Raw genomic sequence first — 22,733 nt, forward strand, 5'->3', positions numbered from 1 at the left:
CTGCCCTCTCGCTCTGATTTGTTGTGGGGCGGCCGGTGGGGGGGCGGCGGGCGGCGACCCTCGGCCCCCGTGTCGCGCGCGGCGCCGCCGCCCGCGGCCGCGCGCCGGCGCGCGCCGCCGAAGCCGGGTCCGCGCTGAAGTCGTTCTGAGCTCAGAAAGGAGCCGTCACACGATGGCGGCTCAACAAATCCGATGTCGTCCCGGACAAGCGCGCCTCGAGCGCGCGCAGATCCGGGACCCTTAACCACCGCAAGATGTGGCTACGGGGACTCGGAGTTACCTTTTCACAAAATAACCGCTCGCTGTGGGTGTCCCGGACCCGCGCTTGCGCTTGTCCGGGACGACACCGAGAGTGTGGCCGCAGCTCACCGAGCTACGCCTGCTCCGCCTTCGCAAAGCGATCGTCCAGTGCGTAGCCCGCGCCGCGGACGGTGCGGATCGGGTCCTGCTCGCGGCCGAGATTGAGCAGCTTGCGCAGGCGGCCGATATGGACGTCGACGGTGCGCTCGTCGATGTAGATGTCACGGCCCCAGACGCTGTCGAGCAGCTGCTCGCGCGAGAACACGCGGCCGGGATGCTCCAGGAAGAACTCCAGCAGGCGATATTCGGTCGGACCGAGATCGATCGGCCGGCCCGAGCGCGCCACGCGGCGCTTGTCGCGGTCGAGCTCGATGTCGCCATAGGCGAGCACGGTGGCGAGCCGCTCGGGGCTGGCGCGCCTGAGCAGGCCCTTCACGCGTGCCAGCAGCTCCGGCACCGAGAACGGCTTGACGATGTAGTCGTCGGCGCCGGTCGCAAGGCCCCGCACCCGCTCGCTCTCCTCGCCGCGCGCGGTGAGCATGATGATCGGGAGCTGCTTGGTCTCGGGCCGGGTGCGCAGCCGCCGGCACAGCTCGATGCCGGAGAGGCCCGGCAGCATCCAGTCGAGCACGATCAAATCGGGGATGTGCTCCTTGAGGCGGGTGTCGGCGTCGTCGCCGCGCATCACCGTCTCGACGTCATAGCCGTCGCCTTCGAGGTTGTAGCGGAGAAGCTCGGTGAGAGCTTCCTCGTCCTCAACCACCATAATGCGTGCGCCCATGGTGTTCGTCGCTCCTTAAGTGTTCGGGACCGTCGTGGCGAAGGTCGTCATGTCGCCCTTCGGCCGCTTGTCGGTGATCGCCTGGCCCTCGATCATGTAGAACACGGTCTCGGCGATGTTGGTGGCGTGGTCACCGATGCGCTCGATGTTCTTGGCGCAGAACATCAGATGGATGCAGAACGAGATGTTGCGCGGATCCTCCATCATGTAGGTGAGGAGCTCGCGGAACAGCGAGGTGCAGATGGCGTCGACTTCCTCGTCGCCCTTCCACACCGCCATCGCCGCCGGCAGATCGTGCGCGGCATAGGCATCCAGCACCGACTTGACTTGTTGCTGCACGAGGTCGGTCATGTGCTCCAGACCGCGGAACAGCTTGAGCGGATGGAAATCCGTCTCCAGCGCCGCGACGCGCTTGCCCATGTTCTTGGCGAGGTCGCCGATCCGCTCGAGATCGGTCGCGACGCGCATGGCGCCGACGATCTCGCGCAGATCCACCGCCATCGGCTGGCGGCGCGCGATGGTGAGAACGGCGCGCTCCTCGATCTTCTTCTGGAGCGCGTCGAGCTCGGCGTCGATGGTCACGACGCGCTGGCCGAGCGCGACGTCGCGGCGGATAAGCGCGTCGACGGAATCGACGATCATGCGCTCGGCGATGCCGCCCATCTCGGCGACCAGGCGCGTGAGCTCCTGGAGGTCGGTGTCGAAGGCCTTTGCGGTATGTTCAGAACCCATGTTCCGTCTCCTCAGCCGAACCGGCCGGTGATGTAATCCTGCGTGCGCCGGTCGGTCGGCGACGTGAAGATCTTGCTGGTGTCGTCGAACTCGATCAGCTCGCCGAGATACATGAAGGCGGTCTTGTCGGAGACGCGCGCCGCCTGCTGCATGTTGTGGGTGACGATCGCGATCGTGTAGTTCTCGGACAGCTCCTGGATCAGCTCCTCGACCTTGGCGGTCGAGATCGGGTCGAGCGCCGAGCAGGGCTCGTCGAACAAGATCACCTCGGGCCGCACCGCGACCGTGCGGGCGATGCAGAGGCGCTGCTGCTGGCCGCCGGAGAGCGACAGGCCGGAGGCGTTGAGCTTGTCCTTGACCTCGTTCCACAGCGCGCCACCGCGCAGCGCCTTCTCGACGCGGTCGTCCATCTCGGACTTCGAGATCTTCTCGTAAAGGCGGATGCCGAAGGCGATGTTCTCGTAGATCGTCATCGGGAACGGCGTCGGCTTCTGGAACACCATGCCGACGCGGGCGCGCAGCAAATTGAGGTCCAGCTTGGGGTCGAGGACGTTGGTCTGGTCGAGCATGAGCTGACCGGTGACGCGCTGGCCCGGATAGAGGTCGTACATCCGATTGAAGATGCGCAGCAGGGTCGACTTGCCGCAGCCCGACGGGCCGATGAACGCCGTGACGCGGTTGGTGCCGAGCGCCAGATTGATGTTCTTCAGCGCGTGGTGCTCGCCGTAATAGAAATTGAGGTTGCGCACCGTCACCTTGGCCGGAGCTTCGGGCAGCACCGGCGCCTGGGGCAAACCACCGGCCGCGCTCATCGATACGGAAAGATCACTCATTTTGCGGTCCTCTCGGCGCTCAGAATGCGCGCGCCAATATTCAGGGCAAGAACGGTCAGGGTGATGAGCAGCGCGCCGCTCCAGGCGAGCTGCTTCCAGTAGGCGTAGGGGCTCTGCACGAAATTATTGATGGTGACCGGCAGGTTCGCCATCGTCTTGTTCAGACCCAGGCTGAAGAACTGGTTCGACAGCGCGGTGAAGAGCAGCGGCGCGGTCTCGCCGGCGACGCGGGCGGTGGCCAGCATCACGCCGGTGATGAGGCCCGAGCGCGCCGCGCGATAGGCGATGCGCTTGATCACCAGCGAGCGCGGCAGGCCGAGCGCCGAGGCCGCCTCACGCAGTGCGTTCGGCACCAGCAGCAGCATGTCCTCGGTCGTGCGCAGCACCACCGGGATGACGATCACCGCAAGCGCGAGGCAGCCGGCAATCGCCGAGAAGCCGCGCATCGGCACCACCACCGCACCATAGATGAACAGGCCGATGATGATCGAGGGCGCCGAGAGCAGGATGTCGTTGATGAAGCGGATCACCGAGGTCAGGCGGTCGTTGCGGCCGTACTCGGCGAGATAGGTGCCGGCGAACAGACCGAGCGGCGCGCCGATGCCGACGCCGAGCACGGTCATGATGATCGAACCCACGATGGCGTTGCGCAGGCCGCCCTCGGTCGAGCCCGGAGGCGGCGTGTCCGCAACGAAGAGCTCCAGGTTCAGGCCGGCAATGCCGTTGTAGAGCAGCGTCATCAGGATCAGCGCGAGCCATGTGACGCCGAAGGCAGCGGCAGCCAGGCAGAGCACACGGATGACGATGTCCATGCGGCGGCGGCGTGCGTAGATCGGGTTCATGTTACTTCCCCGCCTTCTTTTCAAGACGCATCAGCATCAACCGTGCAGCCGCGAGCACGAAGAATGTCAGCACGAACAGCAGCAGGCCGAGCAGGATCAGGCCGGACTGGTGCAGGCCGTCGCTCTCGGCGAACTCCGATGCGATCGCCGCCGAGATCGTGGTGCCCGGGGCAAAGATCGACGACGAGATGCGGAACGAGTTGCCGATGATGAAGGTCACCGCCATGGTCTCGCCGAGCGCGCGGCCGAGCGCCAGCATGACACCGCCGATGACGCCGACGCGGGTGTAGGGGATCACCACGCTGCGCACGACTTCCCAGGTGGTGCAGCCGACGCCGTAGGCGGCTTCCTTGAGCACCGGCGGGACCGTCTTGAACACGTCGACCGAGATCGAGGTGATGAAGGGCAGCACCATGATGGCGAGGATCAGCGCCGCGTTGAACAGGCTGAGATAGGACGGCGGGCCTGCGAAGATCGCGCCCAGCACGGGGACGCCGTCGAAGATCTTGATCATGAAGGGCTGGAACGTGTTGGCCAGGAACGGGCCGAGCACGAAGAAGCCCCACATGCCGTAGATGATCGAGGGAATGCCGGCGAGCAGCTCGATCGCCATGCCGATCGGGCGGCGCGCCCATTGCGGGCAGAGCTCGGTCAGAAAGATCGCAATGCCGAGACCGACCGGAATGGCGATCGCCATCGCGATGAAGGAGGTGATGAGCGTGCCGTAGATCGGGCCGAGCGCGCCGAGCACGGGCGGATCTGCCGACGGCGCCCAGCGCTGCGTCCACAGGAAGGCGAAGCCGTATTCCTTCATCGCCGGGAACGCGCCGACGATCAGCGAGATGATGATGCCACCGAGGATGAGGAGCACCGAGATCGCGGACAGCCGCGTGATCCAGTAGAAGGTGAGGTCGCCGAGCTTGAAGGCGCCCAAGGCCTTGGCGCGGTCATACGGTCCGGCGTCGTCGATTACATCGCTCTGAACGGCCATCTCTGCCACGCCGATCCCCTGTGCCCGTTTGATATACGCTTGTTGTCGGTCTTGTTGTTGGTCTTGCGCTCCGGATGCGGCGCGAGGCCGATCCGGAGCGGAGGTCTTGTGAGATCCCGGCGCCCAGTCCGGGACAAGAGCGCTTAGCTCTTGATCTCGGCAGCCCAGGTCTTCTCGATCAGCTGGACGACCGGGTCCGGCATCGGGATGTAGTCGAGTTCTTCAGCCGCCTTGCCGCCGCTCTTGAAGGCCCAGCGGAAGAACTTGATGGCTTCCTGCGAGGCTGCCTTGTCGGTGGCATCCTTGTGCATGAGGATGAAGGTCGCCGCCGTGATCGGCCAGGACTTGTCGCCGGGCTGGTCGGTCAGGATGACGTAGTAGCCGGGCGCCTTGGCCCAGTCGGCATTGGAAGCCGCGGCCTGGAAGGCCTCGACGGTCGGCTGCACCGGCTTGCCGGCCTTGTTGACGAGACCGGTGTAGGTCAGCTTGTTCTGCTTGGCATAGGCGTACTCGACGTAGCCGATCGAGTTCTTGGTCTGGCTGATGTTGCCCGACACGCCTTCGTTGCCCTTGGCGCCGACGCCGACCGGCCACTCGACCGCCGTGCCCTCACCGACCTTGCTCTTCCAGTCCGCGCTGGCCTTGGCGAGGTAGTTGGTGAAGTTGAAGGTGGTGCCCGAACCATCCGAGCGGCGGACCACGGTGATCGCGTCCGACGGCAGCTTCACGTTCGGATTGAGCTTCTTGATCGCGGCGTCGTCCCACTTGGTGATCTTGCCGAGATAGATGCTGGCCAGGGTCTCGCCGTCGAACACCAGCTCGCCGGGCTTCACGCCCTCGATGTTGACGACCGGAACGATGGCGCCCATCACCATCGGCCACTGGACGAGGCCGTCCTTCTCGAGCTGCTCGGCCTTGAGCGGCGCGTCGCTGGCGCCGAAGGTCACGGTCTTGGCCTGGATCTGCTTGATGCCGCCGCCCGAGCCGATCGACTGGTAGTTCAGACCGTTGCCGGTCTCCTTCTTGTAGGCGTCAGCCCACTTGGAATAGATCGGGAACGGGAACGTCGCACCGGCACCCGTGATGTCGGCAGCAAACGCCGCCGTCGCCGATGCGGCGACCAAGCCGGCAGCGACGATAGTTTTGATGAAATTCATGGTGGTCTCCATACAGGGGAGCGAAGCGCCATCCGCGCCCGATCGCGCTCCCCGTGCCGCCCCTTTAGGAGCGGTCGGCTGTGCTTTTACGAAGGTTTCGTGACAGCTGGATGACACGGCCAAGCGATTGAAATCGCTTGAATATCAGGTTGAAGCCGCGGTCTTCGCCTGGGGAAAACAGGCCGTGAAAACGGCGCCCTGCTTGGGCACGCTCTCGATCAAAAGCCGGCCGCGATGGCGGTTAAGAATATGTTTCACCAGCGATAATCCGAGCCCCGTCCCGCCCTGCGAGCGGCTGTCGCCGACGTCGACCCGGTAGAACCGCTCGGTCAGTCGCGGCAGATGCTCGGGCGCGATGCCGGGTCCGAAATCGCGGACCAGGACCCGGATTTCCTGAGTTCCATCAGTGGCTGCCGCGGCGGCCAGCGACACGATGACACGTCCGCCCGACGCCCCGTATTTGAGGGCGTTTTCGATCAGGTTCTCGAACAGGCGGAGCAATTCCTCGCGATCGCCCGCGATCATCACCGGGGTCTCAGGCAGATGGGTTTCGACCTCGACCTGGCGCTCCCGCGCCAGCGGCTCGAGCCCGTCGGCGACCTGGAAGATGATCGGCAGCAGGTCGACCAGGGTGTCGGGCCGCACATGGGCCGACAGCTCGACCCGCGACAGCGAGAGCAGATCGTCGATCAGGCGCGCCATCCGGGTCGCCTGGTTGTGCATGATGCCGAGGAACCGCTCGCGTGCCTTGGGATCGTCCTTGGCCTGGCCCTGGAGCGTGTCGATGAAACCCGACAGCGCGGCGAGCGGCGTGCGCAGCTCGTGGCTGGCATTGGCGACGAAGTCTGCGCGCATCTCCTCGACCCGGCGCAGCGGCGTCTGGTCGTGGAATGTCATCAGCATGCATTTGTCGGCGCCGCCGAAGGAGGTCGGCACCGGCACCGGTGTGATGGTCAGCTCCATCCAGCGGTCGACCGGCACATGGTCGAGATAGGTCGTGCGCCGCGGCTCGGTGGTCGCGATCGACTCCCGCAGCGCCGTGATGATCTCCGGCGAGCGCAGCGCGAACTGGGCGAGCTCGTTCTTGCGCAGTGCCGGCGCCAGCTGGGCGGCGGCGGCATTGAGATGGATGACACGCCCGGCGCGGTCGAGCAGCACCGCCGGATCCGGCATGCCGGCGACGACCGCGGCCACCGCCGCGCTCTCGACCGGGTTGACGCGGCGGGTGTCGTCGCGCGAGGCGGCATTGTCGTGCAGCCGCCAGGGGATCAGCGCTGCGGCCGCGATGCAGAGGAACACCGTCGCCGCCCGCATCACCGACAATTCGCCGAGCGAGACCACCACCGACAGCGCCAGCGCCGCGGCGATCAGGATGACGGTCGAGTGCCGCAGCCGGTCGGACCAGGGCTGCGCGGAGGGAGAAGATGGGGCGTCGATCGCCATCGGGGCGGGCTTCTCCTAAGGGGATGCGCCGGTCAGGCGCCGGTGTCGCTGCGCTCTCTCACATAGGCGGCTTCACGCGCCGGGCCGGGGTCGAGCTTGAGCGCCGCCTGCTGCAAGCGCTTCGATCGAGCGCCGATTATAACCTCGCGAAACGTCAGCAAGATTACAGATATGACGAAGGGGGAGAGATAATAGAGGACGCGGAACAGGAGCATGCCACCCAGCAGTTCCTCGCGGTCCATCTGCCAGAGGCCGACCAGCATGGCGGCATCGAACACGCCGAGCCCTCCCGGCGAGTGGCTGGCGAAACCGAGCAGCGTCGCCGAGACGAAGATCACCGCCACCACGACGAAGCCGAGATTGGGCTCGTCCGGGACCAGCACGTACATCGCCAGCGCACAGAAGCCGAGATCGATGATGCCAATGGCGATCTGGAGCAGCGTCAGCGGGCCGCCCGGCAGCACCACGGTCCAGGGCCCGCGGCCGACCACCCGCGGCTGGGTCCAGACCCAGACCACATAGGCGACCAGCCCCGCGATGATCATCATCGCCAGCATCCGGTTCAGCCAGGGCGGAAGCTGGTCGATCGCGGCAGCGGCTTCCGGATGGTAGGAGATGCCGAGGCCGAGCACCGCGGCATTGCCGAGCCAGAAGGTCAGGCCGGCGAGGAAGCAGATCTTTGCGACGTCGATCGCGTTCAGGCCATAGGCCGAATAGATGCGGTAGCGCACCGCGCCGCCGGTGAAGACGCTGGCGCCGACATTGTGGCCGATCGAATAGCTGGTGAAGGCGGCAAGCGCATTGATGCGGTAGGGCACATGGGCGTGACCGATCGCGCGCACGGCGAACAGATCGTAGAAGGTCAGGGTGAAATAGCCCGCGGCCACGAACAGCGCCGCCATCGCGATCTGGCTCGGCTCGGTGCTCTTGATCGCTTCGAGGACCTCGTTGACGTCGATGCCCCGCAGCATGTGGTAGAGCACATAGCAAGCGATGCCGATGACCGCGACGCTGATCACAACTCCAAGCTTATGCAGGACTTGCTTCTGGCGCAGAAACGTCATCGCCCTGCGTATGGCTTCCAGCATCTAGACCTCGAACAACGCTTCAGCGGCCGGGGTGGCCGGCGGACAGGCGGACGACGCACAGGCATTCAACGAACCCTTGCCGCCGGCTCCGGCATCGCGCATGCCCCATGCCCTTCCACTAGCGCGTTTTGGGGCGGAGTGGAATTCAGCAATTCGAACAAAAACTCGTGCCTTCAATATTTTAGGCAGGGTTGCGGGCTCCTGATGCACGGATTGGCGCTTTCGGCGGCAAGACTGACGCGAATCTCCATGGCAATCCTGCGCAGGCGCCATGAAGTTTTGATGATTTCGACCGCACAATGTTCCGTCACGACTTAAGCCGACGTCAATCCATGGGCCGCCCCCGCCTGGCGAAAGAGGGGGTGGCCGGCGCTGTTGTTCAGGGATTCAGGTGGGCCGAAAGGCCGCGGCGACGGTAGCGGCCTCAGGAAGCGATCGGAATCCGCCCCGGATCAGTGCCACGCGGAAGTGACGGCGGCCACGATTTCGTCGGTACCGGGAAAGTGGCCCTTCCTGCGGCTGGCGACGATGCTGTCGCCGACCTTGACCTGGAAGATCCCACCCTTGGCGGGCACGAGAGCCGCCTCCAGCGCCAGATGCTGCCGCAGCGCAGCAGCGGCGTCCTTGGCGCGCTTCTCGTAGCCGCAGGGACGACAATAGATGATGGTCACATCAGCCATCTCGCCCGCCTTCAGGCAGCGCGCTGCTGGCGCACGGCCTCGATGCCGGCGATCCAGCCGGCGACGGAGCGGCCGATCGCCTCGGGGTGATCCTCCTGGAGAAAGTGCAGCCCAGGTCCGAGGCGCACCAATGCGCAGTGATTCAGCGAGGCTGCGAACCGCTCGGCGAATTCGGGCGCGACGAGCGCGCCGGGCATGCCCGAGAACAACAGCTTCGGATAGGACGATGCAGCCAGCGCCGCATGCGCGGATTGGAGCATCTCGTAGACGTCGGCAGGCTCACCCGCGATCGGCAGTTCGCGGGGAAAGGCGAGAACGGGCCGGCGGCTCTCCGGCGTCGGGAATGGCGCACGGTAAGGCGCCATCTCGTCCTCGCCGAGCTTGCGAACGATGCCACCGGGCAGCACGCGTTCGACGAACGCGTTCGCCTCGAGGATCATCGCTTCGCCCTCGCCCGGCGTCCTGAATTTGCGGAACGCCGCCCTCGCCGCCTCGGCGTGGTCCTGCTCCTCCGCGACCTCGGTGTGGTGAAAGTCCTGCCAGGTCGGCATCGGGCGGATGAACTCCATGAAGGCAAGGCCGCGCACGAAATCCGGCCGGCGCGCGGCGAGATGGAACGCGAGCGCGGTGCCCCAGTCCTGCGCGACGAGGTAGGCCGATTTGATGCCGCGCTGTTCGATGAATGCATCGAGATAGCGGACGTGGTCGACGAAGCGATAGCCGATGTCGGGCTTGCCGGATTGGCCGAAGCCGACGAGATCGGGCGCGATGCAATGTGCGACCGGCGATACAAGCGGCAGGATGTTGCGCCAGATATGTGACGACGTCGGGTTGCCGTGCAAGAACAGGGCAACGGGCGCATCGCGATCTCCCGCCTCGCGATAGGCCATCGTGCCTCCCAGCACAGACGTTTTGAGAATCTCGATTTCAGTTGGCTTGCTCATGTCAGCTCCCTGAAGACGGTTTGAAAGGCGATGGTCTTGAAACGTTCGAGGGCGTTGGGATTTCGGTCGACCTTCATGCGCAGGATCGCGCCCTGCCAGGACGCGAGCAGGAAATCGGCAAGCTCTTCGGGCTCGAAATCGGATGCGATCTCGCGGCACGTCTGGGCGTCCCTGATGCAAGCGGCGAACGGCGCGCGCCATTGGGCGAAGATTTCGGCGAGACGTACACGCAGCATTTCGCTGCTGGCCGATGCCTCCAGGCTGAGATCACCGATCAGGCAGCCGCGGCCATAGCCGTCGGCCTCGAGCCGGCCGGTGATGATGTCGAGATAGCGCCGCAGCCGCGCGCGCGGCGTCAGCGAGGTGTCGTCGAGTGCCTGCGCGACCAGTCCCCTCGTGGTGTCGAAGTAGCGGTCGAGCACCTCGGAGGCGAATATCTCTTTGGAGCGAAAATGGTTGGTGAAGGACCCCTGCGGCGCGCCTGCCGCAGCGGTGACGTCGCGCACGCTGGTGCCGTGATAGCCGGTCCTGAACATGACCTTCAGGCCGGCATCGAGGATGGCGTCTTTGAGTGAGGGCTTTGGCACGAGGGAATTAATACGTACGTACGTATTAATGTCAAGCGCATTCTGATCGTTCAGCAATTTGCTTGCCGATCAGGCCGTTATCGCAATGTTGGATAGAGGCCCGCCCTCCGAGAGAGCCCAAGGACTCAGGCCGCCGGCTGGCTCCGCGAGACCACCCTGTCGCGAAGCCAGGCGCCGATGGTGCAGCCGACTAGGTAGCAGGCGAACATGACCAGCCCGAGATCGAGCCAATAGCCGAAGCGGCCGGGCACCACATGCGCGAAGGAGGCTGCGACCAGGGCGGCGGCAAGCACGGCGAGCCAGCGCGCGGTCACCTTCGAGGTACCGTTGCCGCGCTGGACCACCGAGATCCAGCCCATGCAAAAGCCCAGCAGCAGCGAGCCGATCAGCCAGCCCAGATGGAATGAGACGAGATAGGGCATCGTCACCTCACCAGAAATTCGATGCGGCGGTTCTGCGCCTTGCCTTCGTCGGTGTCATTGCCGGCGAGGGGCTGCGTGGCGCCATAGCCGACCGGGGTGAAGCGGGTGGCCGGCAGCCCGGCCTTGACCAGATAGTCGATCACGGCCTGCGCGCGCTTCTCCGAGAGAGCCTGGTTGAAGGAGTCCTCACCGTCGGCATCGGTGTGCCCGGCCACCTCGATATTGGTGGTGGGGCAGCGCAGCGCCGTCTCGATCAGGTGGTCGAGAATGCCGGCGGAATCCGGGTCGATGTCGGCGCGTTTCGTTGCGAAGCGGATCTTGCCCTTGTTCAGGAGCTCCGTGAACAATTGCTGGCAGACCGTGCCGTCGACCGGGCCCGCGGCAGGCTTCACCGTAATCTCCGGCTTGTACTGCCAGTTCTTCGGGAAGTCCTTGCCGAGGCCTGCGCGGATGTCGTTGGCGGCCCCTTCGTAGAGCGCGTCACCCGACAGCTTCACCTCGCGATCGGACACCACGAGCGTACCGGTCGACAGCCGCGACAGCCCGCCTAGCGCTGCGACCACGGCAGTATTGAAGGAGCCGGGTGCGCCGACGCTGGCCTTGAGATTGTCGACGACCTTTTCGGTGAAGAACTTTCGCGAGGCACTCGTTGCAATGGCCGCGTGCACGTTGTTGTCAGGCACGTAGCCCGTCAGCGTCACCGTCGCAGCAACCGGGTCCTTGTAGGCCTGGAAGATGTAGGGCGGCGCCTTGACATCGTTGGCGGCGACCGAAAAGCCCTCCGGCAGGTTCTTGAGCGCGGCCGCGATCGCCTCACGGCCGCCGAGGTCGCGCGCCATGCCCGACAGATTGACCTTGGTGTCGGTGATCGTGATCTTGCCGTCCTTGAGCTTGCCGATCTGGTCGAGCAGCAGCATCGCTGCGGCCTCGAACCGCGGCGGTGCGCCCCTGGCCAGGCCCATCTGATCGGCGACCTCGGTCCCGTTGACCTCCTTGCGCGCGGCCTCGGTCAGGCGCGCCTTCATCGACGGCAGGGGCGCGGAGCCGGACAGCGTCACCCGCACCACGTCACGCTCGGCATTCCAGACGAAGGGCGTTGCTTCGGGAACAAGGCGGGTCCGGTCGTCGACCAGGCGCACGCCCGGGACGAGCTCGACCGCCATCACGGCATCGCGGCGCCCCTCCTCGGAAAAGGCGTCCGCGGCCAGGCCGACGTCCCGGCCGTCCACCGCGATCCGGGTCTTGTCCAGAACGGTCTCCTTGAGCGCCGCCGAGCTGCGGGCGGACAGGTCCGCCTCGACCGGCAAGGTATTATTCCAGGCCGCAAATCCCCACATGACGGCCAGGGGGATCAGCCCTGGCCACCATTTGCTGGCCCACCTGAAAAGCTTCTGCATTCAACGACCCGAACTCTGGAACCGGAGACAAAACAAACCCTTGGCGGGCTGTCAAACCGGAAATGATGCCCTTCCGAAGGCCATGCGTCGACAATTGGAATAACTTTTTCTTCAAGGGTTCTTCCGTAAGTTGAAAGTGGAATGCCAGAGTTCGCCAGCCGGTCATGAAACAACTCCGAAACAACGTCATCCGCGCCGGGCTGGGGGCACTCTATTTCAGCGGGGCGCACCACCTGTTGCGCCCGCTCTTGTCGGGCGTCGGCGCCATTTTCATGCTGCACCATGTGCGGCCGGCCCGCGAGGCCGCGTTCCAGCCGAACCGGCACCTCGAAGTCACCCCCGATTTCCTGCGCGCCACGCTGAGCCATTTGCGCTCGCGCGGGATCGACATCGTCAGCATGGACGAGCTGCATGAGCGGCTGGTGCAGGGCCGCTTCACCCGCCCCTTCGCCGCCTTCACCCTCGACGACGGTTACCGCGACAATCTCGAATTCGCGCTGCCGGTTCTGCGCGAATTTGACGCGCCCTTGGCCGTCTATGTCGCGAGCGAGTTTGCCGAGGGCACCGGACGTCTGTGGTGGACCGCGCTGGAAACCGTGATCGCCAAGGCCGAACAGATCGACATCCAGATCGGCAATTCCGCGCTTCGGCTGGATGCAACGACCCCTGCTGCAAAACAGGTTGCGTTCGACCGCCTGCACGATTGGCTGCGCGCGCTGCCGGGCGAACATGATCTCAAGCGCGAGATCGAGGCGCTCTGCGCCAGATACGACGTCGACATGGCCGCGCTGTGCCGCAGCCTGTGCCTGTCCTGGGACGAGGTGAAGGCATTTTCCGCCGATCCGCTGGTCACGATCGGCGCGCACACCATCAGCCATTGCAATCTCGCCAGGCAGAGCGAGGGGATCGCCGCACAGGAGATGGCGGTAAGCCGCGCGCGGATCGAGCAGGCGCTCGGCCGTACCGTGCTGCACTTCGCCTACCCCTATGGCGACCGCGAAGCGGCGGGCGAGCGCGAATTCGCTCTCGCTGCATCGGCCGGCTTCAAGACCGCGGTGACGACCCGGCCCGGCATGCTGTTCGCCGAGAACGCCGGCCACATGACCGCGCTGCCGCGCGTCTCGCTCAACGGCAATTACCAGGACGCGCGAATTTTGCCGGTGCTGACCTCAGGCGCCGCGACCGCAATGTGGAACGGCTTTCGCCGGATCGCGGCGGCCTGATCCATCAACACACTCAGACCTCATCCTGAGGAGCGCTCCAAAGGAGCGCGTCTCGAAGGATGGCCGCCCGCATCCTTCGAGACGCGCTGACGCGCTCCTCAGGATGAGGGCGGAGCTGGCCAGCGCCTTCCTTGACTCCCCTCTCGGCCGCGCTCAAAACGGCGTCAACCAAGGGAGGCACCATGTTCAACGATCTGTTCTCGCTCAAAGGCCGTGTCGCGCTCGTGACCGGCGGGTCGCGCGGCATCGGCAAGATGATCGCGGCGGGCTTCCTCGCGCAAGGCGCGGCGAAGGTCTACATCACCGCGCGCAAGGCCGGGCCGTGCGAGGCGACGGCGAAAGAGCTCTCCGCCCAATATGACGGCGAATGCGTCGCGCTGCCGATCGATATCTCGACCATCGAGGGCTGCGACAGGCTGGCCTCCGAAATCATCAAGCTGGAGCCGAAGCTCGACATCCTCGTCAACAATGCGGGTGCGGCCTGGGGCGCGGATTTCGACGAATTCCCGGAGAGCGGCTGGGACAAGGTGATGGACCTCAACGTCAAGTCGCTGTTCTTCCTGACCAAGGCGCTGGCAAAGCCGTTGCGCGCGGCGGCCTCGCACGAGCGGCCAGCCAAGGTGATCAACATCGCCTCGGTCGACGGCATCTTCGTCAATCCCAGCGAGACCTATTCCTACGCCGCCAGCAAGGCCGCCGTGATCCATCTGACACGGCGCATGGCGACGAAGCTGATCAAGGACAACATCAACGTCACCGCGATCGCGCCGGGCGCGTTCAAGTCCGACATGAACCGCGCTGCGCGCGACCATGCGGACGAGGTCGCAAAGCGCATTCCGGCGCGGCGTATCGGAACCGATGAGGACATGGCCGGCGTCGCGATCTACCTCGCCTCGCGCGCGGGTGATTACGTGGTCGGCAACACCATCGCGGTGGATGGCGGCGTGGTGTACGCCAATGCGGGGCTGGAGATCGCCGGGTAGGCGGGGCGTTTCAGCACAGAGCGCGCGTCACACTCCGCAGTCATGCCCCGGCTTGACCGGGGCATCCAGTACGCTGCAGCGTCTCGATCTATCTCTGCCGCCTCTGGAATACTGGATCACCCGCTTTCGCGGGTGATGACACCATTTGCATTGTGCGAGGGTCGAACCCTGACTCTTACGACTCGATCTTCACGTACTCGAAATCGCCGGGCTTGTTGTCGATGCCGACCTTCGGCGGCGAGATCCAGGAGGCGAACTGGCCGGTCTCGGTGACGGGCTGCATCAGCGAGGTGATGAAGTCGCCGTCGGCGGTCGAGGGCAGCCACTCGTCCTTGCGCTTCGCCCAAATGGCATCGTCGATCAAAAGACCATCCGGCGTCGCATGGATGCCCTTGAACTCGCCGATATGGCGATGGAAAGCGACGTTGGGCAGTTTGAGCTGGAAGTTATAGCCGGCGGTCGAGATCACCTTGTTCCAGCGCAGCATGCCCTTGACGCAGTCCTGGCTGTAATCGTCGCGCAGGCGCATGTTGAGCGCCGTCAGCGCCGGCTCGTCGACCAGCTTGATCTCACCGTCGATGAACTTGAGCACCGGATAGGTGGCGTTCTTGAGCTGGTGATCGTCGTCGATCTGGGTCTCGTGATAACGGCCCTTGATGCCGGTGTTGAAGGCGTTGGCCGCGTTGGTCGAGACCTCCGAGCCGAACAGGTCGAGCGACAGCGTGTAGTGCAGGTTCAGCTTCTTCTGGATCGTCGGCAGGTCGATCACGCCGAGCGCGCGAACCTTTGCGATGTCGGTGGGATCGGTGATGCCGGCTTCGCGCATCGCGTCACAAGTGCGCTGCACGACGCGGGTGATGCCGGTCTCGCCGACGAACATATGGTGCGCTTCTTCCGTCAGCATGAAACGGCAGGTGCGCGACAAGGGATCGAAGCCCGACTGCGCGAGCGAGTGCAGCTGCATCTTGCCGTCGCGGTCGGTGAAGTAGGTGAACATGAAGAAGGACAGCCAGTCCGGCGTCGCCTCGTTGAAGGCACCGAGCATGCGCGGCGCATCGGCATCGCCCGAGCGACGGCGCAGCAAGTCATCCGCTTCCTCGCGGCCGTCGCGGCCAAAGTACTTCTGGAGCAGGTAGACCATCGCCCAGAGGTGGCGGCCTTCCTCGACATTGACCTGGAACAAATTGCGCATGTCGTAGAGCGAGGGCGCGGTCTTGCCGAGGTGGCGCTGCTGCTCGACGGAAGCCGGCTCGGTGTCGCCCTGGATCACGATCAGGCGGCGCAGCATGGCGCGATACTCGCCCGGGACTTCCTGCCACGCAGGCTCGCCGAAATGCTCGCCGAACGGAACGACGCGGTTCTCCTCCTGCGGCGCAAGCAGGATGCCCCAGCGATAGTCGGGCATGCGGACGTAATCGAACTTGGCCCAGCCGCGCGGATCGACGGAATAGGCGGTGCGCAGGTACACCAGCGACTCCTGGAAGCCCTCCGGCCCCATGTCGCTCCACCAGTCCATATAGCCGGGATGCCAGCCTTCCAGCGCCTTCAGCACCTGGCGGTCTTCGGCGAGATTCACGTTGTTCGGAATCTTGGTCGAGTAGTCGACGTTCATGATGTTCATGGTGGACCTCCCGTGGGGGACTGATTCATTCAACGATTGGCATCGAACCGTGAGCTTGCGAATGGCGAATGGTGAGTAGCGAATGGAAATCCCTATTCGCCATTCACCACTCCTACTCGCTAAACTCTCGTCATATCGAATTTCGGCTTCTGGCCGCTGCCGTAGCGGCGCAGCGCGCCTTCCTCGCCGACCGCGTTCGGGCGCTGGAAGATCCAGTTCTGCCACGCGGTGAGGCGCGCGAAGATTTTTGATTCCATCGTCTCGGGGCCGACGAAGCGCAGGCTGGCTTCCATGCCGGTGAGGCTGTCGGGCGAGAAGCTGGCGCGCTCCTCGAGGAACACGCGCACCTCGTCGTCCCAGTCGATGTCGTCGAGCGCGAAGGTGACGAGGCCGAGCTCTTCCGCCTGCTCGGCGTCGAGCGCGGTGCCCATGGTGGCTTCCGCACGCTCGACGTCGGACGGATCGGCCTGGAAGCGCGATTCCAGCCGGGTCAGGCCGTGGCTCATCGGATACGGACCGAAGTTCATGGCCGACAATTCGATCGACGGCGGCGGACGGTTGTCGCCCTGGCGCGTGCCGATCAGCATGTAGGAGCGGTCGGCGGCGAAGACGAGCTCGGCGAGCGTGCCGGCAAAGCAGGAGCCGGGCTCGACCAGCGTCACCAGCGTGCGCGAGGTGACGTCGATGCGCTTCAGCACGCGCTTCCAATAGTGCCTGATTTCGTTGACCAGCCAGTGCGCCTTGTTGGCTTCGAGGAAGCCATCGGATGCCAGCACATGGGCGCGGTCGCCATGGCTCTTGAAGACGAGCATCGCAATCTCGAGCTCGTTGATGCGCAGATGCAGGATGGCGTCGTCGAGCTCGCGCGCGACCTGGAGCGGCCAGAACGAAGATCCCTGCGCCATCACGCCGTCGACGTCGGCCGGCGGAGCGGCCTCCGGCGCCTTGATCGAGATGGTGGCGATGCGCGCCGTGCGATCGATGTCGACGCTGACAAAACCGTAGCGGATGCTGGTCTCGTCGATGACGCGCCTGAGCGGCGTCAGCGCGATGCCCTTGCCGCTGCCCTTGCGCTTCGACTGGCCTGCGAACTCCTTGGCGCGCTCGGCGATCTTGGCCTCGAGCTTCGAGTTCGGCGCGATCTCGTCGACGAGGCGCCACTGCACGGCGCGCTTGCCCTTCACGCCTTCCTCGATGGTGCAGAAGAAATCGGCGTGGTCGCGGCGCACCTTGCGCTTGTCGACGACGCGGGTGAGGCCGCCGGTGCCCGGCAATACCGCGAGCAACGGCACTTCGGGCAGCGCAACGGCCGACGAGCCGTCATCGGCGAGGATGATGTGGTCGGTCGCGAGCGCCAGCTCATAGCCGCCGCCGGCGGCCGAGCCGTTCACCACCGTGATGAAGCGCTGGCCGGAATTCTCCGACGAATCTTCCATGCCGTTGCGGGTCTCGTTGGTGAATTTGCAGAAGTTCACCTTGTGGGCATGGGTCGAGCCCGCAAGCATGCGGATGTTGGCGCCGGCGCAGAACACGCGGTTCTTGGCCGAGCGCATCACCACGACCTTCACCTCGGGGTGTTCGAAACGCAGGCGCTGGACGACGTCCGCCAGCTCGATGTCGACGCCGAGATCGTAGGAATTGAGCTTGAGCAGATAGCCTTCGAACAGGCCGCCATTCTCGTCGACGTCCATGGTCAGGGTGGCGACGTCGCCATCGACCGCAAGCTTCCAGTGCTTGTAGCGGGACGGGACGGTCTGGAAATCGATGAATGTCGCGCCGCCTGCGAGGCGCCGATCTTCCCCGGCCATGGGCCACCCTTGAGCTTGGTTATGCGTTTTGGCTGTAGCGTTAGATGCACAATAGTGCATCTTTTCGAAAGCGTCTAGCCCTTAACGGCCATCGCATGCACTTTGTTTCATGAGGCCTATTGAGACCGCACAATGGCGCCGAGGGTGATCCAGTCCGCCTTCGAGAGTTCGGAACGGCCCAGCTTGGCCTGGAGCAGAGCCGTCAGCGCCGGAATGGGGAAGCTCTCGACAAAGCCGTCGCCGCCCGCGGCTGCCTTGCGCGAGTTCAGCGCCCGTAACTCTGCCTGCGCGTCGCCGAACAGGCGCGCGGCCGAATGCAGCCGCTGCATGCGCAGTCGCAAATTGGCATTGGCGATGTGAATGCAGGCGCGCAGCAGAATACGCTCGCGGCCGCCTTGCGGGGCTGCGGCCCACACCGCTTCCAGCACCTCCTGCGATTCCCAGAAATAGCCGCGGTCGTTGAGCGCGAGCCCGTAGCGCAGCGCCGGATGGCGCGCCGGCACGTAGCCGCGGAAGGCCGAGGGCACCAGCACCTTGGCCAGGTCAAGCGTCTCGTAATCCGCGTCGACCCCGTCGGTCTCGCCCGGCACATAGGCCCATCGCGGCCACGGCAACGGGCCGCTTGCATCCGAAGGCACATTCATGGATGTGCCTTCGCAGAATCATGCGGCGCGTCCTTGAAGTCCCTGATCGTCGCGCAGGGCCGCTCTTGCAAATTGCTCAATCGCGTCAAGCGTCGCCCCCGGCGCTTCACGATGCGGGGAATGTCCCGCGTCTGAAATAATTTTCAAATCTACCGGACAATAACACTCTTCCTGCGCAATATCGACCTGTCGCAGTGTCCCATATTGGTCGTCCTTGCCCTGCACGACCAGGATGGGAACGCGGATGTAGGCGAGGTATTCCGAGATGTCCCAGTCGCGGAATTTCGGATCGAGCCAGGCACGGTTCCAGCCGTAGAAGGCGTTGTCGACATCCTTGTGCCAGCGCGCCAGCTTCGCCTTGAGGTCGGTGGTCTCGAAGGTCGTCTTGATCGCAGCGATGGATTTCACCGAGATGTCCTCGACGATGAAATGCGGCGCCATCAGCACGAGGCCTTGCAGACGGTGATCCTGATGCGCACCGGCATAGATCGTCGCGATCGAGGCGCCGTCGGAATGGCCGAGCAGGAGGCCGCGCTTGAAGGAAATCGCGTCGAGGATCTTCGGCAGCACATCCAGCGCCTCGCGCTGCATGTAATCGAGCGGCCGCGGCAGCGTGACCGCGCTGGATTGGCCGTAGCCCGCGCGCGAATAGACGAAGATGCCGGCGCCGGTGGCTAGCTGGAGCTTCTCGGGGAAGTCGCCCCACAGGCCGACGGAGCCGAGGCCTTCATGCAGCATGACGATGGTGGGTGCATCGGCGTCCTGCGGGGCGAGCCATTTGTATTCGAGGCTGGCGCTGCCGATGGTCAGGAAGCCGGTGGGGGTGAGGTTGGTCATTTCTTCGCTCTTCTTTCTCCGTCGTCATGCCCGGGCTTGACCCGGGCATCCACGCCTTTCCTCAATCGCGGATGCACGTGGATGGCCGGGTCAAGCCCGGCCATGACGACCGATTGCTAGTTTGCGCCCTCGCGCAATTTGAACCGCTGGATCTTCCCCGTCGCCGTCTTCGGCAGTGACTCCACCACGTCGATCCAGCGCGGATATTTCCACGGGCCGATCTTCTGCTTGACGTGCTCCTTCAGCATCTCCTGCAAGTCCGCCGTCGCCGCGCCCGGACGCAGCACGACGAAGGCCTTCGGCTTCAGCAGGCCTTCCGGATCGGCTTCGGGCACGACGGCCGCTTCCAGCACGGCGGGATGCGTGATCAGCGCGCTCTCGACCTCGAACGGCGAGACCCAGATGCCGGAGACCTTGAACATGTCGTCGGCGCGGCCGCAGAAGGTGTAGCGGCCTTCGCCATCGCGGACATATTTGTCGCCGGTGCGGGTCCATGGCCCTTCAAACGTGCGGCGGCTCTTGTGGCGCTGGTTCCAGTAGCCCTCGCCGGCGGAGGGCGCATCGACCAGCAGCTCGCCGACCTCGCCGTCGGCGACATCCTGGCCGGCCTCGTTGACGAGCCGCACCGCATAGCCCGGCACCGGCTTGCCCGAGGAGCCGTATTTGATGTCGCCGGGCGCGTTCGACAGGAAGATGTGCAAGAGCTCGGTCGAGCCGACGCCGTCGAGGATGTCGACGCCGAAGCGCGCCTTCCAGCTGTTGCCGACGGATTCCGGCAACGCCTCGCCGGCCGAGGTGCAGATGCGGAGCGACTTGCCGCCGCGCTCGGCCTTCATCGTCTCGTCGTTGAGCATCGCCGCGAACAGCGTCGGCACGCCGTAGAAGATCGAGGGATTGTACCTGTTCATCAGGTCGAACATGCGCGCCGGCGTCGGGCGCTCGCTGTTCAGCACCACGGTGGCGCCGACCGACATCGGAAAAGTCAGCGCATTGCCGAGGCCATAGGCGAAGAACAGTTTTGCCGCAGACAGGCAGACGTCGTTCTCGCGGATGCCGAGCACCTGGCTCGCATAGGTGTCCGCGGTCGCCTGCAAATTCGAATGGATGTGGCGCACGCCCTTGGGCATGCCGGTTGAGCCCGACGAATACAGCCAGAATGCGGGCTCGTCGGGATGCGTCGCGGCGGTCGTGAACTGGTCGCTCTCGCCGGCGAGCTCTTCCGCGAGCTGCTTGTGGCCGTTCATCTTGGCGCCGGAGACCACGACATGCTCGAGATCCGGCATGCGGCCGACGACGTCCTTGATGACGGGATAGAGTGCTTCGGAGACGAACAGCACGCGCGCGCGGCAATCGGCGAGGATGTAGGCGTATTGATCTGATGTCAGCAGCGTGTTCAGCGGCACCGGCACGATGCCGGCGCGGATCGCGCCCAGAAACACGATCGGGAAATCGACCGTGTCCAGCATGATCATCGCCACGCGCTCCTCGCGGCGGACCCCGAGCCGGCGCAGCATGTTGGCGGCGCGCCGGGTCTCGCGCTGGAGCTCGCCATAGGTGAGCCGCGAGACGGTGTCGTCGAAGGCGAGCTTTCCTCCCCTGCCGTCCTCGACGTTGCGGTCGAGCAGCCAGGTCACCGCGTTATAGGATCCCTCGCTCACGGACTTCTCCCCCGATTTTAGAATTATAATTCATAGAAAGACACCGCGGCGGCTTGCTGTCAATGCTGGCAGGCACTATGTTTCATTAAAACGCGCCGCAGGGCATCAACTAAAGAAGGCCCATGATCTGCAGTCCATGACCGACAGTCCCGACGCCGAATCCCGATTTCTCGAACAGCTCGGCCAGCGCGTGCGCACCATGCGCGCGCTGCGCGGCATGTCGCGCAAGGTGCTCGCCAAGGTATCGGGAATTTCGGAGCGCTACATCGCGCAGCTCGAGAGCGGCAAGGGCAACGTCTCCATCGTGTTGCTGCGCCGCGTCTCCGATGCGATGGGTGCGCATCTCGAAGACCTGCTTCCCTCGGCCGATCCGACGCCGGACTGGCAGATGTTTCGCGATCTCCTGCGCAAGGCGACGCCGGCGCAAATCGCTCAGGCCAAGGACGTTCTCGCCGGCGGCAGCGCGTCGGCGCCGCGGCGCGCACCGTTCTGCGGCATCGCGCTGATCGGCCTGCGCGGCGCCGGCAAATCGACACTTGGGCGGATGCTGGCGAAGAAGGTCGGCTGGAGTTTCGTCGAGCTCAACAAGGAGGTCGAGCAGCAGAACGGGCTCTCGGTCGCCGAGATCATCGCGCTCTACGGCCAGGAAGGCTTTCGCCGCATGGAGCAGGCAGCACTGCAACAGCTGCTCGCGCGCAACGAGCTGATGGTGCTGGCGACCGGCGGCGGCATCGTGTCGGAGCCGTTGACCTTCGACCAGATCCTGTCGTCGTTCTACACGATCTGGCTGAAGGCCGAGCCCGAGGAGCACATGGCCCGCGTTCGCCGCCAGGGCGACCTGCGCCCGATGGCGGACGACCGCTCCGCAATGGCCGAGCTGCGCAACATCTTGCTGAGCCGCGAACCGTTGTATTCGCGCGCGACGGCGGTGGTCGATACGGCAGGGCTGTCGGTCGATGCGGCGGCTGCACGGCTGATCGATGCGGTGCGGCCGGTGCTGCAAAACGAAGCGCGGAGTTTCGGCCTGCGCAGCGTGGCGCTGTAAGGCGATCTCTCACGGCACGCTCGCTGCGTTCCCTCCCCCCTTGCGGGGGAGGGTTAGGGAGAGGGGTGCCACACGGGGACTCCATCACTCGCGCAACGCGCTTCTTCTTCGCGACAACCAACACCATTTCCTGGGCGACCCCTCCCCTGCCCTCCCCCGCAAGGGAGGAGGGAGCAGAGCTGAGCGCGCAGCTACGCCATGCGTCCCCTTTTCGTTTCGCAAAGGGAGACGATATGAAGAGCCTTGCACCAGACAGGACTCACGATGACCTCCAGCGACGTCACCACCTCCATGTTCGAGCGGATCGGCGGCAGCGCGACGATCGACTCTCTGGTCGACCGTTTCTACGAGCGCATGGACACGCTGCCGGAGGCGAAAATAATCCGCGCGATGCACGCGGATGACCTCGGACTGATCAGGGACGTGCTGAAGCGCTATCTCACCGAATGGACCGGCGGCCCAAAACTCTATTCCGTCGAGAAGGGCCATCCGCGGCTGCGGCAGCGGCATATCGGCTTTGCCATTGGCGACGCCGAGCGCGATGCGTGGCTGCTCTGCATGCGCGGCGCGCTGGACGAGACGGTCACGGACGCCGCCGCGCGGCAGGACCTCGACAAGGCGATATCGGGCCTTGCCGACTGGATGCGCAATCGGCAGTGACACAGAACGCGAGGCGGGGACGCGGTGGGCTACTCCAGCGGACTGCGCTTCGCGCAG

The 22,733-nt window shown here is 65.0% G+C and carries 22 protein-coding genes; 4 read left to right on the plus strand and 18 right to left on the minus strand.

Features of this window, described 5'->3' with window-relative positions; all coding sequences use genetic code 11:
* Positions 1-373 precede the first annotated feature (373 nt).
* From phoB to AC0L3X_RS38130, 13 genes are all read right to left on the minus strand, one after another.
* Positions 374-1,081: a phosphate regulon transcriptional regulator PhoB gene (phoB, locus tag AC0L3X_RS38070; protein ID WP_014491300.1), complete on the minus strand. Its 708-nt coding sequence runs from the start codon at positions 1,079-1,081 to the stop codon at positions 374-376.
* Between the two features lie 15 nt (positions 1,082-1,096).
* Positions 1,097-1,813 carry a phosphate signaling complex protein PhoU gene (gene phoU, locus AC0L3X_RS38075; protein ID WP_028155152.1) on the minus strand — a complete coding sequence of 239 codons (717 nt, stop codon included), beginning with the start codon at positions 1,811-1,813 and terminating at the stop codon, positions 1,097-1,099.
* Between the two features lie 11 nt (positions 1,814-1,824).
* A complete protein-coding gene (pstB, locus tag AC0L3X_RS38080; protein WP_063979878.1) occupies positions 1,825-2,646 on the minus strand; it encodes a phosphate ABC transporter ATP-binding protein PstB in 822 nt (273 codons plus the stop codon).
* A complete protein-coding gene (gene pstA / locus AC0L3X_RS38085; RefSeq protein WP_063979879.1) occupies positions 2,643-3,488 on the minus strand; it encodes a phosphate ABC transporter permease PstA in 846 nt (281 codons plus the stop codon). The genes pstB and pstA overlap by 4 nt, the downstream gene beginning before the upstream one ends.
* A gap of 1 nt (position 3,489) precedes the next feature.
* Positions 3,490-4,479 carry a phosphate ABC transporter permease subunit PstC gene (gene pstC, locus AC0L3X_RS38090; protein WP_063979880.1) on the minus strand — a complete coding sequence of 330 codons (990 nt, stop codon included), beginning with the start codon at positions 4,477-4,479 and terminating at the stop codon, positions 3,490-3,492.
* A gap of 143 nt (positions 4,480-4,622) precedes the next feature.
* Positions 4,623-5,636, minus strand: a complete 1,014-nt coding sequence (gene pstS, locus AC0L3X_RS38095; protein ID WP_063985930.1) for a phosphate ABC transporter substrate-binding protein PstS — start codon at positions 5,634-5,636, stop codon at positions 4,623-4,625.
* A 144-nt stretch (positions 5,637-5,780) separates the two neighbouring features.
* Positions 5,781-7,079, minus strand: a complete 1,299-nt coding sequence (locus AC0L3X_RS38100; RefSeq protein ID WP_063979881.1) for an ATP-binding protein — start codon at positions 7,077-7,079, stop codon at positions 5,781-5,783.
* A gap of 32 nt (positions 7,080-7,111) precedes the next feature.
* Positions 7,112-8,167: a putative bifunctional lysylphosphatidylglycerol flippase/synthetase gene (locus AC0L3X_RS38105; RefSeq protein WP_063979882.1), complete on the minus strand. Its 1,056-nt coding sequence runs from the start codon at positions 8,165-8,167 to the stop codon at positions 7,112-7,114.
* 452 nt (positions 8,168-8,619) lie between these two features.
* Positions 8,620-8,847: an Rdx family protein gene (locus AC0L3X_RS38110; protein ID WP_063979883.1), complete on the minus strand. Its 228-nt coding sequence runs from the start codon at positions 8,845-8,847 to the stop codon at positions 8,620-8,622.
* 11 nt (positions 8,848-8,858) lie between these two features.
* A complete protein-coding gene (locus tag AC0L3X_RS38115; RefSeq protein WP_063979884.1) occupies positions 8,859-9,791 on the minus strand; it encodes a haloalkane dehalogenase in 933 nt (310 codons plus the stop codon).
* Positions 9,788-10,378, minus strand: coding sequence for a TetR/AcrR family transcriptional regulator (locus AC0L3X_RS38120; RefSeq protein WP_166348139.1), 591 nt, complete (start codon positions 10,376-10,378; stop codon positions 9,788-9,790). Before AC0L3X_RS38120 ends, AC0L3X_RS38115 begins: the two co-directional genes overlap by 4 nt.
* A gap of 125 nt (positions 10,379-10,503) precedes the next feature.
* Positions 10,504-10,800, minus strand: coding sequence for a hypothetical protein (locus AC0L3X_RS38125; protein ID WP_063979886.1), 297 nt, complete (start codon positions 10,798-10,800; stop codon positions 10,504-10,506).
* A gap of 2 nt (positions 10,801-10,802) precedes the next feature.
* Positions 10,803-12,197 carry an OmpA family protein gene (locus AC0L3X_RS38130; protein ID WP_063979887.1) on the minus strand — a complete coding sequence of 465 codons (1,395 nt, stop codon included), beginning with the start codon at positions 12,195-12,197 and terminating at the stop codon, positions 10,803-10,805.
* A 164-nt stretch (positions 12,198-12,361) separates the two neighbouring features.
* Here AC0L3X_RS38130 and AC0L3X_RS38135 point away from each other — a divergent pair, with 164 nt between their 5' ends.
* Positions 12,362-13,420: a polysaccharide deacetylase family protein gene (locus tag AC0L3X_RS38135; RefSeq protein ID WP_063979888.1), complete on the plus strand. Its 1,059-nt coding sequence runs from the start codon at positions 12,362-12,364 to the stop codon at positions 13,418-13,420.
* Positions 13,421-13,602: 182 nt separating this feature from the next.
* Positions 13,603-14,403 (plus strand): SDR family oxidoreductase, encoded by an 801-nt coding sequence (locus tag AC0L3X_RS38140; RefSeq protein ID WP_063979889.1) that lies wholly within the window; start codon positions 13,603-13,605, stop codon positions 14,401-14,403.
* 175 nt (positions 14,404-14,578) lie between these two features.
* On the opposite strand, the gene boxB is transcribed toward AC0L3X_RS38140, so the two are convergent.
* The 5 genes from boxB to AC0L3X_RS38165 form a co-directional block, all read right to left on the minus strand.
* Complete coding sequence (gene boxB, locus AC0L3X_RS38145) at positions 14,579-16,015, minus strand: benzoyl-CoA 2,3-epoxidase subunit BoxB (RefSeq protein ID WP_063985931.1); 1,437 nt, start codon at positions 16,013-16,015, stop codon at positions 14,579-14,581.
* Between the two features lie 128 nt (positions 16,016-16,143).
* A complete protein-coding gene (boxC, locus tag AC0L3X_RS38150; RefSeq protein ID WP_063979890.1) occupies positions 16,144-17,832 on the minus strand; it encodes a 2,3-epoxybenzoyl-CoA dihydrolase in 1,689 nt (562 codons plus the stop codon).
* A gap of 116 nt (positions 17,833-17,948) precedes the next feature.
* The gene (locus AC0L3X_RS38155) at positions 17,949-18,476 is read right to left on the minus strand and encodes a DUF309 domain-containing protein (protein ID WP_063979891.1); all 528 of its coding nucleotides are present in this window, start codon (positions 18,474-18,476) and stop codon (positions 17,949-17,951) included.
* A gap of 18 nt (positions 18,477-18,494) precedes the next feature.
* Positions 18,495-19,313 (minus strand): alpha/beta fold hydrolase, encoded by an 819-nt coding sequence (locus AC0L3X_RS38160; RefSeq protein WP_063979892.1) that lies wholly within the window; start codon positions 19,311-19,313, stop codon positions 18,495-18,497.
* A 116-nt stretch (positions 19,314-19,429) separates the two neighbouring features.
* On the minus strand, positions 19,430-20,971 hold the full coding sequence (locus AC0L3X_RS38165) for a benzoate-CoA ligase family protein (protein ID WP_063979893.1): 1,542 nt from the start codon (positions 20,969-20,971) through the stop codon (positions 19,430-19,432).
* Positions 20,972-20,999: 28 nt separating this feature from the next.
* Here AC0L3X_RS38165 and AC0L3X_RS38170 point away from each other — a divergent pair, with 28 nt between their 5' ends.
* Positions 21,000-22,016: a helix-turn-helix transcriptional regulator gene (locus AC0L3X_RS38170; RefSeq protein WP_256376492.1), complete on the plus strand. Its 1,017-nt coding sequence runs from the start codon at positions 21,000-21,002 to the stop codon at positions 22,014-22,016.
* Between the two features lie 264 nt (positions 22,017-22,280).
* Positions 22,281-22,676 (plus strand): group II truncated hemoglobin, encoded by a 396-nt coding sequence (locus AC0L3X_RS38175; protein ID WP_063979894.1) that lies wholly within the window; start codon positions 22,281-22,283, stop codon positions 22,674-22,676.
* Positions 22,677-22,733: the final 57 nt, after the last annotated feature.

Source organism: Bradyrhizobium sp. MI1.7, assembly GCF_055811795.1.